This is a genomic window from Pseudomonas putida (genome assembly GCF_025905425.1).
Lineage (GTDB): Bacteria > Pseudomonadota > Gammaproteobacteria > Pseudomonadales > Pseudomonadaceae > Aquipseudomonas > Aquipseudomonas putida_AF.
Window position 1 is genome coordinate 79,626 of sequence record NZ_CP109603.1, and the last position, 12,301, is coordinate 91,926.

A 12,301-nucleotide genomic window follows, 5' to 3' on the forward strand; every position below is an offset into this window, starting at 1 on the left:
CCAAAAAAAAGGCCGCTGCAAGCGCAGCGGCCAATCGAGACGTTAGATCAAGGAGCTTCAAAATCTACGTCGGTGAACCTCGCGGGCCTGAAAGGCGGGGGGGTAGTGCCCTTCATGCCGGCCAGTGAGATAAGAATAAGCGCTTGATCCTGTAGGAAAAATAGCCGCTTCTGACATTCACCTTTACGTTTCGGGCAATAGTGCACCGGGTGCTCAACCCGCAGGTGCATACCCCATTCGCCAGCTAGTATCCCGCGTTGCCGTCAGCAATCGCTGGGCTGCTGGGCCATGTTCATCGGCATGGAAGATCGACGTCGGGCCCACCACGGTCATCACCGCAGCGACCTGGCCCAAGGCATTGAATACCGGGGCCGACAGCGCATCCACACCCGGCATCAGCAGGCCATGCACATGGTGCAGGCCACGCTTGCGGATGCCTTCCAGCAAGGCTGCGTAGTCGCAGGCATTGTGCTGCAGCGCTGCCAGCTCCCGGTCGCGCAGTTCGACGGTTTCGCGGTCTGGCAGGTAGGCGGCGAACACCAGGCCGGTGGACGAACTGAGCAGCGGCAGCACCGAACCGATCTGGGTCACCACCGTGACTGCGCGCACCGCAGGTTCAATGCTGACCACCGTCGCGCCCTGATTACCCCAGACGGCAATGAAGCAGCTTTCGTTCAGCTCATCGCGCAACTGCGACAGCGGCAGGGCCGCGATCTTCAGCACATCGATGCTGCCCAACGCCGCCAACCCCACGCGCAACGCTTCACGTCCCAGGCCATAGTGGTTGGTGGCTGCATCCTGTTCGGCAAAACCGCTGGCGATCAGTGCCTGCAGGTAGCGGTGCACCTTGCTCGCCGGCATCTGCACATGCTCTGCCAGGCGTGACAGGGACGTGGAGGGGGAGAGCTCGGCAAGTGCCTTGAGGATATCGGTGCCGACTTCCGCCGAGCGGACCTTCTGCTTGCCGTTATCGGTGGGTGAGCTGGCTTTGGCCATGGGCATGGGTATCCGGATTCGTCGAGTCGCGCCTTTATAGCTTGACGCCTTGCTCGTAGCAAATTACGTTATTCGTAATCTGATTACGATAAAAACAATGCAGACGCGCTGCCACCCCAGCAGCCAGCTGCCAGCAACGGCTCTGCGAGAGCCCGGAGGCATCGATGAACCGCGACACGTCCCCCGACCTTCACTACCTGAGCGGCTTCGGCAACGAGTTTGCCAGCGAAGCACTGCCGGGTGCCTTGCCGGTCGGGCAGAATTCGCCGCAGAAAGCCCCCTACGGGTTGTATGCCGAACTGCTTTCGGGCACGGCGTTCACCATGACCCGCAGTGAGTTGCGTCGCACCTGGCTGTACCGCATCCGCCCGTCTGCACTGCACCCGCGTTTCGAGCGCCTGGCGCGCCAGCCACTGACGGGGCCGCTGGGTGCCGTCACGCCCAACCGCCTGCGCTGGAACCCGCAACCGATCCCCACCGAGCCCACCGACTTCATCGAGGGCTGGGTGCCGATGGTGGCCAACGCGCCGGCAGAAAAACCGGCGGGTGTGAGTATCTACATCTACAGTGCCAATCGCTCCATGGAGCGGGTGTTCTTCAATGCCGACGGTGAACTGCTGCTGGTGCCGGAGCAGGGTCGCCTGCGGATCGCTACCGAGCTTGGTGTCATGGACGTCGAACCGCTGGAAATCGCGGTGATCCCAAGGGGCATGAAGTTTCGCGTCGAGCTGCTCGATGGCCAGGCCCGTGGCTACCTGGCCGAAAACCACGGTGCGCCGCTGCGCATCCCGGACCTCGGGCCGATCGGCAGCAATGGCTTGGCCAACCCGCGTGACTTCCTCACGCCGGTGGCCCACTACGAAGAGGCCGAGGGCCCGGTTCAACTGGTGCAGAAATTCCTTGGCGAACACTGGGCCTGCGAGCTGCAGCATTCGCCGCTGGACGTGGTCGCCTGGCACGGCAGCAACGTGCCCTACAAATACGACCTGCGCCGCTTCAACACCATCGGTACGGTCAGCTTCGACCACCCGGACCCGTCCATCTTCACCGTGCTGACGTCGCCAACTAGCGTGCATGGCCTGGCCAACATGGACTTCGTGATCTTCCCACCGCGCTGGATGGTGGCCGAGAACACCTTCCGTCCGCCATGGTTCCACCGCAACCTGATGAACGAGTTCATGGGCTTGATCCAGGGCGCCTACGATGCCAAGGCCGAGGGTTTCCTGCCCGGCGGCGCCTCGTTGCACGGGGTGATGAGTGCCCACGGCCCCGACGCCGAGACCTGCGACAAGGCCATCGCCGCCGACCTCGCACCGCACAAGATCGACAACACCATGGCCTTCATGTTCGAGACCAGCCAAGTGCTGCGCCCGAGCCGCCATGCACTCGAATGCCCGCAATTGCAGGCCGACTACGACAGTTGCTGGGCCACCTTGCCGAGCACCTTCACCCCGAACCGGAGATAACCCATGAACCAGACCGCCATTACCCGTAGCTGGGTCGAGCATGCCAACGGCCACAGCGATTTCCCGCTGCAGAACCTGCCATTGGGTATCTTCAGCCGGCCGGGTGAAGCGCTGCGCTGCGGCGTGGCCATCGGCGATGCCATTCTTGACCTGGAGGCGGTACTCGCTGCGGGGCTGTTCGAAGGCGAGGCCAAGGCTGCGGTGGAAGCTACCCGCGGTGGTGCCCTGAACGCCTTCTTCGCGCTTGGCCGTGGCGCCCGTGTGGCCCTGCGCGAGCGCCTGCTGGTGCTGCTCGGCGAACACAGCGAACACCAGTCGGCGCTGAACGCCGCGCTTTACCCAGCCGTGGATTGCCAACTGCATGTACCGGCCAAAATTGGCGACTACACCGATTTCTATGTTGGCATCGAACACGCCAAGAACGTCGGCAAGCTGTTCCGCCCGGACAACCCGCTGCTGCCCAACTACAAGCACGTGCCGATCGGCTATCACGGTCGTGCCTCGACCATTCGCCCGTCGGGTACCGATGTGCGCCGCCCTAAGGGCCAGACACTGCCAGCCGGGCACACCGAGCCGAGCTTCGGCCCCTGCGCACGCCTGGACTACGAGCTGGAGCTGGGCATCTGGATTGGCCAGGGCAATGACATGGGCCAGTCGATCCCGGTGGGTGATGCCGCCGAGCACGTGGCGGGCTTCTGCCTGCTCAACGATTGGTCGGCGCGTGATATCCAGGCCTGGGAATACCAGCCGCTAGGGCCGTTCCTGTCCAAGAGCTTCATCACCAGCATCTCGCCCTGGGTAGTGACGGCCGAGGCCCTGGAGCCGTTCCGCCGTGCGCAGCCGGCGCGTGGGCAGGGCGACCCGCAGCCGCTGTCTTATCTGATGGACGCACGTGACCAGGCCAATGGTGCGTTCGACATCGAGCTTGAAGTGCTGCTGCTCACCGAGCGCATGCGCGAGCAGGGCCTGGCCGCTCACCGCCTGACCCTGAGCAACACCCGCAGCATGTACTGGACCGTGGCGCAAATGGTTGCCCACCACAGCGTCAACGGTTGCCAGCTGCAACCGGGCGACCTGTTCGGTTCGGGCACGCTGTCGGGTGCAACGCCGGGCTCTTTTGGCAGCCTGCTGGAAATCACCGAGGGCGGCAAAGTGCCGGTGGAACTGGCCAGCGGCGAGGTGCGCAAGTTCCTCGAAGACGGCGACGAGATCATCCTGCGCGCCCGCTGCACGGGTGATGGCGTGGCCAGCATCGGCTTCGGCGAATGCCGCGGCAAAGTCATCGCGGCCAACTGAGGGGGCAGGGGTATGGAGCTGTACACTTACTACCGTTCCACCTCGTCCTACCGGGTGCGCATCGCGCTGGCGCTCAAGGGGCTGGATTACCAGTCGCTGCCGGTCAACCTGCTCAAGGGTGAGCAGCGCGGTGCGGACTATGTCGCCGTGAACCCGCAGGGCCGTGTGCCGGCCCTGCGCACCGACAGCGGTGAGCTGTTGGTGCAGTCACCGGCGATCATCGAATACCTGGAAGAGGTTTATCCACAGCCCGCGTTGCTGCCGGACACTGCCGAGGGGCGGGCCAAGGTGCGGGGCGTGGCGGCGATCATCGGTTGCGATGTCCATCCGCTGCACAACGTCAGTGTGCTCAACCTGCTTCGGCAGGCGGGCCAGGACGAGCCTCAGGTCAACCAGTGGATTGCTCACTGGATCGGCCAAGGGCTCTCGGCGGTGGAGCAACTGATCGGCGAGCACGGTTTCTGCTTTGGCGACGAGCCGGGGTTGGCGGATGTCTACCTGCTGCCGCAGCTGTACGCTGCCGAGCGCTTCAACATCGACCTCGGCGGTTATCCACGGATCCGTCGGGTCGCCGCACTGGCTGCCCAGCACCCGGCGTTCGCCAAGGCGCATCCCTCGCAGCAGCCGGACACACCGGCTCAGTGAATGGAATGGTGCTGCGTCGGGAGCTTGCCGATACGCTCGGTCAGCTTCAGGCGTTGCACCGGGTCTTCTGTCAGTAGCAAGGCATGCTCCAGGTCGAAACGCTCGGCCTGTGGGCAATCCAGGTACTGGTAGAGCGTAGCGCGGGTGGTGTAGTCGCTGACTTGCACCGGGCCCAGTTGCATGACCCGCTCAGCGTCGATCAGCGCGGCCAGGTGGTTGTCGTTGCTGATGTGCAATTGGCGTAGGTTGCGTGACAGGCGTTGCAGCATCTGCCGTGGGCTGGCCGTGCGCATGTGCTCTGCGTTGAGCGGCACGTGTGGGCCGAACTGGCGTGCGAGCAGGTCGCGGCAATCGCTGGGGTATAAGCGCCTGCCGCCGCAAGGGTCAAGCAGGTGGTCGGCACCGGGCACGCGCAGCAGGAAGTGGCCAGGGAAGCCCACGCCTTCCAGCGCAATGGACAGGCGCCCCGCCAGTTCCAGGGCCAGGATGGCCAGGGTCAACGGCTGGCCGCGACGGCGCTGCAGGACTTTGTCCATCATCGCCGCGTGTGGCCGCAACGGGTGATATTCGTCTTGTTGAAAGCCCAAGGCATTGAGCTGGCGCAGCAGCGGTTGGGCCAGTTCGCACAGGGGCAGCATCGGCAATTTTGCGCTGATCTCGCGCTGCAGGTCATTGAGCAAGGCGAGGCTGTTTGCGGGCTCGACAGCAGGGTCGTGCTCGGCGGCGATCCACAGTGCGGCTTCCAGCAGGGCGGCAGGCTCGCGTTCCAGGCAGGCCAGGCAGGCTTGACGTGGCTTCATGGGGCTTCTCCACATACCTTTAACTATTAGCCGTGGCCCGCTGTTTCGTCCAGTGGTCTGACCGAGGTGCTAGCAACGTGGGCCTGCCTATACTGGTAGGAGCACCTCGTTGGGGAGCCCGCCGATGTTCGCTTTGATGCAAAGTACCCGTACCCAGTCGCTGCACGTGTTCATCGACCCGCCGACGGGCCTGAAGGCCGTGGTGGTTATCCACAGCGAACAACTGGGCCCCGCCATGGGCGGTTGTCGCTACCTGCCCTACGCCGATGACGAGAGCGCCATGACCGACGCGATCCGCCTGGCCCAGGGCATGAGCTACAAGGCCGCGCTGGCCGGTTTGCCGCTGGGTGGTGGCAAGGCGGTGATCATGCGCAACCCTCATGTTGAAAACCGCGCGGCGCTGTTCGAGGCATTCGGGCGTTTCGTCGATACCTTGCACGGGCGCTTCATCACGGCCGTGGACAGCGGTACCTCCACTGTGGATATGGACTGCATCGCCCAGAGTACGCCGCATGTGACCAGTACCACGGCTTCGGGTGACCCTTCACCGCATGCTGCGATGGGGGTGTTCGCAGGTATTCGCGCCACGTCCTATGCCCGGCTGGGCAGCTACAACCTGGAAGGCTTGCGGGTCGCGGTGCAAGGGCTGGGCAACGTTGGCTATGCCTTGGCCGAGCAGCTGCACGCAGCGGGTGCGGAGCTGCTGGTGAGTGACCTGGACCCAGGGCGGGTGAGGTTGGCGGTCGAGCAGTTCAATGCACATCCGGTCACCAACGATGCGTTGATCAGCACCCCCTGCGATATTTTCGCCCCGTGTGGCGTGGGGCCTGTGCTCAACGGGCAGAGCGTGATGCAGCTGCGCTGCGCGGCGGTGGCGGGCGCGGCGAATAACCAGCTGACCACACTGCAGGTAGCCGACCAGCTGGAATCGCGCGGGATACTGTATGCGCCTGATTATGTGATCAATGCCGGTGGGTTGATCTATGTGGCGTTGACCCACCGTGGCGAGGACCTGGGGACCATCACGGCGCACCTGGCGCGTATTCCAACGCGGCTGACCGAAGTGTTTGGCCATGCCCAGGCGGAAAAGCGTTCGCCGGCGCGGGTGGCGCAGATGCTGGCGGAGCGCTTGCTCTACGGCTGAATCCGGTCTTGTTGTTGGAGCAAAGCGTCACTCATTGATTAGCGGGGCTCCATGTGGAAGCAACTGTCTTGTTCGAATCGCTAAAGACGGCACGATGCCTGTGGGAGCGGGCTTGCCCGCGAACACCGGCGAAGCCGATGCCATCTACCGAGTGGGCCCATTCGCGAGACAAGTCGGACCGCCGCATCGCCGCTCCCACACTGTACTGAGTAAGGCAGCGCAGTTATTCGGCCGCTTGGCCTTCGAGCAACTCTGCCAACGCATCTGGCTGGCTCTTGAATGCCCGGGCGAACACGTCGCGGTTCTTGGCCATATAGATACCGGCCTCTTCGACCTGTTGCTCAGTCAGCGATGGCACCGCCTTGTGCAACACTTCGGCCAGGCGCTCGGCCAGTTCGAGCATCTTGTCGTGACGATCTGCTTCGGCCTTATCCATGAACAAGCGCTCCGGGTCGCGGCTGCTGCGGTACACCACTTCGACGGCCATTCATCACCTCTATGCCTTTTTGCTGGTTGGGTTGCGTTTTACTGTGTTTTTATACAGTAATGGCATCGGGCATCGTGCGCAACCAGAATCTTGCGGCAAAAGCGTAGCCCACAGGTGCCTTGCGGCAATTGGTCGCCTTCCAAGGCGAGGGCCTGGCCCTTTAACTGCATGGCACAAGCGTCACACAGGTGACGCATCATCCTTCATGGCGTATCGGGGAATGGGACAATCGTGAACATCAAATGGGCTGAAAAGCTGCGCAAGGGCCTGCACGGCTCGGCCGACTCGTTGGGCAACTTGTGTGTCGAGGCATTCCATTATCTGGCGCTGTTCGGCATCGGCGCCATTACCGCCTACGCGGCGGTGGTGACGTTTCTGGACATGCTCGGCAAGGGGGGGATCAGTGTCGATGACATCCTGCTGCTGTTCATCTACCTGGAGCTGGGGGCCATGGTCGGGATCTACTTCAAGACCAACCACATGCCCATTCGCTTCCTGCTGTACGTGGCGATCACCGCGTTGACGCGCCTGCTGATCGGCGATGTTTCGCACCACAAGGCGCCGGATGAGGGGCTGTTGTACCTGTGCGGTGGCATCCTGTTGCTGGCGTTCTCGATCCTGGTGGTGCGCTACGCGTCGTACCGCTACCCCTCGACCAAGGTACTGGATGCCAACGGCAAGGAAGTGGAGGAGGGCAAGTAGCCTTCAGTTGGCCACGCGCGTTGGTTCAGCACCACTGTTTGGCAGAAACGAAAACGCCCGGCGCTAGGCCGGGCGTTTTATTGCAACCATCAGGCGTCGGGGTCACTCAGTTCCAGCACGCCGCGCTTGCTGCGCAACTTGCCGTAAAAGTGCTCAAGCGCATGGTTGAGCTTGGTGGCGGCACCATCGACCGCCTGGTCCAGCGAGGTGGCGGTGTGGGTCACGGAAATCGGTTGGTGGCCTTTGGGGCGAGCCTCCATTTGGCAACGTTTGTCATGCGGTCCGGGCTTGGTGCCGTTCTCGTCGCGCAGGTGGACCTCGATGCGGGTGAGGTCGTCCTCGTAACGTTCGAGTGAGCTTTCCAGCGTACTGCGGACCCACTCGTCGAGCCGGGCGTTACCTTCGATATGGTTGCTGCTGTTGACCTGGATTTGCATGATTCAATCCTTATTCAGCTTGCTCGCATGGAGGCGCGCCTAGGCCCTTGAGACCCTTGGAATTTCTGCGCCTCTTGACTCTAAGGTCAGGCAACGGCGAAATGATTTCAAGCCCTTTTTGAAAATAAACTTCTTGTTGCAAATGCATGGCGAGGGCCGCAAGGCGACCCTCAGGTTTGCTCAGAACGCCACAGAGGTCTGCACGTACAGGGTTCGTGGTTCACCCACGTACTTGCCCTTGTTGTTATCGTCGAACGAACGCGTGTAGTACTCGCGGTTGAACAGGTTCTTCACCCCTACCGCCACCTTCAGGTTCGACAGCTGCGGGCCAAAGTCATACCCGGCACGGGTGCTGACCAGCATGTAGCCGGGGATACGCCCGGTGCTGCCATCGGCACTTTCCTCGCCGGTGTTGGCGTTGTCGGCATATTGGCTGCTCTGGAAGCTGCCATCCAGGTCCAATTGCCATGGGCCTTCGGTGTAACCGACGCCCAGCGTGCCCTTGTGCCGTGACGAGAACGGCACCTGGTTGCCCTTGTTCGGCCCGTCTTCGCGAATGGTGGCGTCGACGAACGCATAGCTGGCGTGCACATCGAAGCCGGCCAGTGCCGGGCTAAGGCCGTCGAGGGCATAGCGGATGCTGGTCTCGATGCCTTGGTGCCGGGTCTCGCCGCGTGCGATCACCGAATCGTTGGTCTGGTTGCTTTCGTACTGGTTGTCGAAGTTGATCAGAAACGCGCCGATCTCCGCCTGTAGGTCGCCATTGTCGTAGCGTGTGCCGACCTCCCAGGTACGGGCCTTCTCCGGTTTCACTTCGCCGCTGCTGACGCGGTTGGGCATCTGGCTGTACTGCACGCTGCCGAACGAACCCTCGGTGTTGGCATACAGGTTCCAGGTGTCGGTCAGGTGGTACATCACATTCAGTGCCGGCAAGGCGGTGTTGTAGCTGCCCTGGTAGCGCTGGCCGTTGAGCTTGTTGCTCTGCTCGGAGTCGATCATCTCGTAGCGCACGCCCGGGGTGATGGTCCAGCGGCCGATGTCGATGCGGTCATCCAGGTAGATGGCATGGGCTTCGGTGCTGCCGCGGGTGTCGCGGTCGTTGCGGCTGGCGGTGGTCGGCAGGTCGCCGTTGACCGGTTCTCGGAAGCGCAGTTCGTGGCCGGCTTCGTTGACATAGCGGTAGCCGATGCCAAGCTCGTGCCAGCTGTCACCCAACGCAACGCCCTGAGAGAAGCGGGTCTCGATGCCGCGCACCCAGTATTCGCGTGGCGACAGCGAAACGAAGCTGCCCTGATCGAGGTAGCCGCTGCGCAGGGTTTTGGTGAAGAAGCTGTTGACGCTGAACTGGCGGTCGTCCTGCTTGTAGTCGTAGCCGACGTTGACCAGCGTGCGACGCCCCCAGAACTTGTCCTTCAGGCGCGTTGACTGGTAGGGGTCGGCAGCGAAATCGGCGCTGCTCAGGCCACCGGGCATGTCGGCTTCGCCCTCGTAGTACTGGGCCATGGCGTGCAGGCTGTTGGCTTCGTCGAGCTGCAGCTTGCCCTTGAGGATCAGGTCGTCGATCTGCGTGTCGCTGTGCTCGCGCCAATCGCCGCCACGGGTGCCGGAGTAGAGCAGGGCGCCGCCCAAACCATTGGCATTGGTGCCACCGACCAGCAGGTTGGCGCTGTTCTTGAAACCGTCATGGCTCGAGGATGGACTGATCTGGTTTTGCATGGCGGCCTTGAACGTCGCCTGCTCGGGGATCGCCCGGGTCACGAAGTTGACGATGCCGCCGACGTTCTGCGGGCCGTAGCGCACCGCGCCGCCGCCGCGCACCACGTCCACGGCATCCATGTTGCCCATGCTGATCGGCGCCAGCGACAGCTGAGGCTGGCCATACGGCGCGAAGGGCACCGGGATGCCGTCCATGAGCACAGTGGAGCGTGACGCCAACCGTGGGTTGAGGCCACGGATGCCAAAGTTCAGTGCCAGGTCATGGCTGCCGGTGCCGTTGTTGTCCGGCGCGTTCACCCCAGGCATACGGTTGAGCACTTCACGGGCGGTGGTCGCGCCGCTGCGTTCGAATGCCTCACGGCGCACGACGTCGCGGGCGCCAGCGTGTTCGAAGACGTTGTCCTGCTGGGCTTCGGCCAACCAGTCGCCGACCACCGTCGAGGCCCCCAGCTCAACCGGGGCGCCTGCAGTGGCGGCGCCCAGCGGTTGCAGGCTGAAGGCGTTGTCGGTTTCCTGCCGGGCCTGCAGGCCGCTGCCGCGCAGCAGCGAGTCGAGGCCCTGGCGTACGTCATACTGGCCGTCCAGGCCTTGCGTGTGCATGCCTTGGGTCAGTTGCGAGCCGAACGAAATCAGTGCGCCGCTCTCGCGACCGAACTGGTTGAGGGCGTCTTCAAGGGAACCGGCGGCAATGTGGTAGCTGCGTGCTTCGGCGTGGGCCGCGGGTGTGGCAAGGCCGAGGGTGGTAGCGAGCAGCAGGGCGTGGACGAGGGGGCTGGGGCGCAACGGCATGGGTGAGGTCCTGATAAAAGGGTTCTGCCTTGTCTGTCACGCGAGGGTTGGCAAATGGCTCAGGTGAGTGCAAAAAAATGTGTGGCAGTAGTTGGGGCTGCTGTGCAGCTCATCGCAGGCAAGCCAGCTCCCACAGGGCCAGCAACCCTTTCACGGGTGGCGCTGTATCTGTGGGAGATTGCCCAGCCTACAGTGGTCATTGTGGGAGCTGGCTTGCCTGCGATGGGGCGCGCAGCGGCCCCGGCAATCTCACGTCAGGCTATCGACCGTCACCCAGTACCGGGTAAACCGCCGCACCCGCACCGGCAACGCCACCTCCAGCATCTGCAGGATCCGCTCACTGTCATCCAGCGGATAAGACCCGGAAATCCGCAGGTCGGCGACCCGGTCGCTGCACCCCAGCTGCCCCTGCCGGTAGCGACCGAGTTCGGCGAGGAAATCCCCCAGGCGCATCTGTGACGCCACCAGCATGCCGTCGACCCAGGCCCCGGCATTGCGCTCCAGCGCTGTGATCGCCCGCCAACCGTTGCCCGCCAAGCGAGCCTGTTGCCCTGCCAGCAAGGCGTGGCCAGAAACGCTGGCGGTACCACTGAACACCGATACCAAACTGAACCCGTCGTACTGGCGTACGTTGAAGCGTCCGCTGTCCATGCGCAGCGCACCTTCGCCGGTGCGCAGCAGCAACGGCCGCGCATCCTTGGCTACCTCCAGCGCCAGCTCGCCTTCGCGCAGATGCACCACACGCTGTTGCCCATCGAAGCGCACATCGGCGGCGCTGCGGGTATTGAGTTGCAGCACGCTGCCGTCTTCCAGGTTCATCCGCCGACGCTGGCCGACCGGGCTGCGGTAATCGGCCATCAGCCCCGGCAAGGGGTTGTGCTGCTGCAGCCCCAGCCCGGTGGCACTGGCCACACCCACCAGCAGCAGTACCTTCAGTGCCCGTCGCCGCGCGGCAGATTGCGGCGCCTGCAACGTCGCGTGCACGACCGGCGAGGCCACACCGCGTAGCCGTTGGTTGACCTGTTGAATATGCGCCCAGGCACGCTGGTGCTCGTGATCGGCCTGTAACCAGTGATCCAGCGCCAGCTGTTGGGCATGGTCGAAATCATCACCCTGGGACTCGATCAACCAGTGCACGGCCTGCTCGGCCACCTGCGGCGAGAATTGGGTATTCACAGGGCGAAGTAACAGCGCATGGCCGCCTTGTTCAGGTAGCGTTTGACCGTGGCCAGCGACACGTCCAGCTCACGCGCAATTTCGCCCTGGCCCAGGCCATCGACCTGGGCCAGCAGGAAGGCGCGCTTGACCAGCGCTGGCAGGCCATCAAGCAGGCGATCGAGCTCCAGCAGCGTCTCGAAGATGATCGCTTTGTGTTCCTCGCTCGGTGCCACGTCTTCCGGCACCTGGGCCAAGGCCTCAAGGTAGGCGCGCTCCAGTTCCTGGCGGCGCAAGTGGTTGCACAGTACCCGCTTGGCCACAGTGGCCAGGAACGCCCGTGGTTCGATCAATTGCGGCGTCTCGCGGGCCTGCAGCAAGCGTACGTAGGTGTCCTGCGCCAGGTCCGCGGCACTCTGCGGGCAGCCCAGGCGGCGGCGCAACCAGCCGGTCAGCCAGTTGTGATGGGCGTGAAAGAGGCCTTCGACCGTTGAAGAGAGGGCGCTGGACACCGTGTACTCCGGCGCCTGAATGCGCGACTGGAAGTAAGAATTGTTCGCATTGTAGTGATCGACCCTGCTCACGGCAATCCTCCAGGGCTTCACCGTCAGCGTGTCGGCGATGGGCGGCGCAGCAGTGCAAGGCTTTGCATATGAGAATTGAAATCA

Annotated in this window: 12 protein-coding genes; 5 read left to right on the forward strand and 7 right to left on the reverse strand. The window is 63.4% G+C overall.

Translation table 11 applies throughout. The annotated features are described in order from the left end of the window. Positions 1–213 precede the first annotated feature (213 nt). A complete protein-coding gene (locus tag OGV19_RS00385; RefSeq protein WP_264311617.1) occupies positions 214–996 on the reverse strand; it encodes an IclR family transcriptional regulator in 783 nt (260 codons plus the stop codon). Positions 997–1,160: 164 nt separating this feature from the next. On the opposite strand from OGV19_RS00385, the gene hmgA reads away from it, so the two are divergent. Genes hmgA through maiA form a run of 3 tightly spaced genes read left to right on the forward strand, consistent with a single transcriptional unit; the run spans position 1,161 to position 4,403 of the window. Beyond that, positions 1,161–2,462: a homogentisate 1,2-dioxygenase gene (hmgA, locus tag OGV19_RS00390; protein WP_264311618.1), complete on the forward strand. Its 1,302-nt coding sequence runs from the start codon at positions 1,161–1,163 to the stop codon at positions 2,460–2,462. Positions 2,463–2,465: 3 nt separating this feature from the next. Next, positions 2,466–3,758: a fumarylacetoacetase gene (fahA, locus tag OGV19_RS00395; protein ID WP_264311619.1), complete on the forward strand. Its 1,293-nt coding sequence runs from the start codon at positions 2,466–2,468 to the stop codon at positions 3,756–3,758. Positions 3,759–3,770: 12 nt separating this feature from the next. Beyond that, entirely contained in the window at positions 3,771–4,403 is a 633-nt protein-coding gene (maiA, locus tag OGV19_RS00400) for a maleylacetoacetate isomerase (RefSeq protein WP_264311620.1), read from the forward strand. Here maiA and OGV19_RS00405 read toward each other — a convergent pair. Continuing rightward, a complete protein-coding gene (locus OGV19_RS00405) occupies positions 4,397–5,203 on the reverse strand; it encodes a SirB1 family protein (RefSeq protein WP_264311621.1) in 807 nt (268 codons plus the stop codon). The two genes, maiA and OGV19_RS00405, sit on opposite strands and share 7 nt — an antisense overlap. Positions 5,204–5,327: 124 nt before the next feature. On the opposite strand from OGV19_RS00405, the gene OGV19_RS00410 reads away from it, so the two are divergent. Further along, on the forward strand, positions 5,328–6,347 hold the full coding sequence (locus OGV19_RS00410) for a Leu/Phe/Val dehydrogenase (RefSeq protein WP_264311622.1): 1,020 nt from the start codon (positions 5,328–5,330) through the stop codon (positions 6,345–6,347). 223 nt (positions 6,348–6,570) lie between these two features. Here the strand turns inward: OGV19_RS00410 and OGV19_RS00415 are convergent, their stop codons facing one another. Continuing rightward, the gene (locus OGV19_RS00415; RefSeq protein ID WP_264311623.1) at positions 6,571–6,834 is read right to left on the reverse strand and encodes a YebG family protein; all 264 of its coding nucleotides are present in this window, start codon (positions 6,832–6,834) and stop codon (positions 6,571–6,573) included. 231 nt (positions 6,835–7,065) lie between these two features. Between OGV19_RS00415 and OGV19_RS00420 the strand changes: the two genes are divergently transcribed. Then, a complete protein-coding gene (locus tag OGV19_RS00420; protein ID WP_264311624.1) occupies positions 7,066–7,536 on the forward strand; it encodes a phosphate-starvation-inducible protein PsiE in 471 nt (156 codons plus the stop codon). Positions 7,537–7,625: 89 nt separating this feature from the next. Here the strand turns inward: OGV19_RS00420 and OGV19_RS00425 are convergent, their stop codons facing one another. From OGV19_RS00425 to OGV19_RS00440, 4 genes are all read right to left on the reverse strand, one after another. After that, positions 7,626–7,973: an HPF/RaiA family ribosome-associated protein gene (locus OGV19_RS00425; protein ID WP_264311625.1), complete on the reverse strand. Its 348-nt coding sequence runs from the start codon at positions 7,971–7,973 to the stop codon at positions 7,626–7,628. A gap of 180 nt (positions 7,974–8,153) precedes the next feature. Then, complete coding sequence (gene fecA / locus OGV19_RS00430) at positions 8,154–10,478, reverse strand: TonB-dependent Fe(3+) dicitrate receptor FecA (protein ID WP_264311626.1); 2,325 nt, start codon at positions 10,476–10,478, stop codon at positions 8,154–8,156. A 249-nt stretch (positions 10,479–10,727) separates the two neighbouring features. Beyond that, on the reverse strand, positions 10,728–11,654 hold the full coding sequence (locus OGV19_RS00435; protein ID WP_264311627.1) for a FecR domain-containing protein: 927 nt from the start codon (positions 11,652–11,654) through the stop codon (positions 10,728–10,730). Further along, positions 11,651–12,145, reverse strand: coding sequence for a sigma-70 family RNA polymerase sigma factor (locus OGV19_RS00440; RefSeq protein WP_264313866.1), 495 nt, complete (start codon positions 12,143–12,145; stop codon positions 11,651–11,653). The genes OGV19_RS00435 and OGV19_RS00440 overlap by 4 nt, the downstream gene beginning before the upstream one ends. Positions 12,146–12,301: the final 156 nt, after the last annotated feature.

Excerpts from the sequence above, each read along its gene's own strand:
- OGV19_RS00385 (WP_264311617.1), bottom strand. The coding sequence starts at position 996 with ATGGCCAAAGCCAGCTCACCCACCGATAACGGCAAGCAGAAGGTCCGC.
- hmgA (WP_264311618.1), top strand. The coding sequence starts at position 1,161 with ATGAACCGCGACACGTCCCCCGACCTTCACTACCTGAGCGGCTTCGGC.
- fahA (WP_264311619.1), top strand. The coding sequence starts at position 2,466 with ATGAACCAGACCGCCATTACCCGTAGCTGGGTCGAGCATGCCAACGGC.
- maiA (WP_264311620.1), top strand. The coding sequence starts at position 3,771 with ATGGAGCTGTACACTTACTACCGTTCCACCTCGTCCTACCGGGTGCGC.
- OGV19_RS00405 (WP_264311621.1), bottom strand. The coding sequence starts at position 5,203 with ATGAAGCCACGTCAAGCCTGCCTGGCCTGCCTGGAACGCGAGCCTGCC.
- OGV19_RS00410 (WP_264311622.1), top strand. The coding sequence starts at position 5,328 with ATGTTCGCTTTGATGCAAAGTACCCGTACCCAGTCGCTGCACGTGTTC.
- OGV19_RS00415 (WP_264311623.1), bottom strand. The coding sequence starts at position 6,834 with ATGGCCGTCGAAGTGGTGTACCGCAGCAGCCGCGACCCGGAGCGCTTG.
- OGV19_RS00425 (WP_264311625.1), bottom strand. The coding sequence starts at position 7,973 with ATGCAAATCCAGGTCAACAGCAGCAACCATATCGAAGGTAACGCCCGG.
- fecA (WP_264311626.1), bottom strand. The coding sequence starts at position 10,478 with ATGCCGTTGCGCCCCAGCCCCCTCGTCCACGCCCTGCTGCTCGCTACC.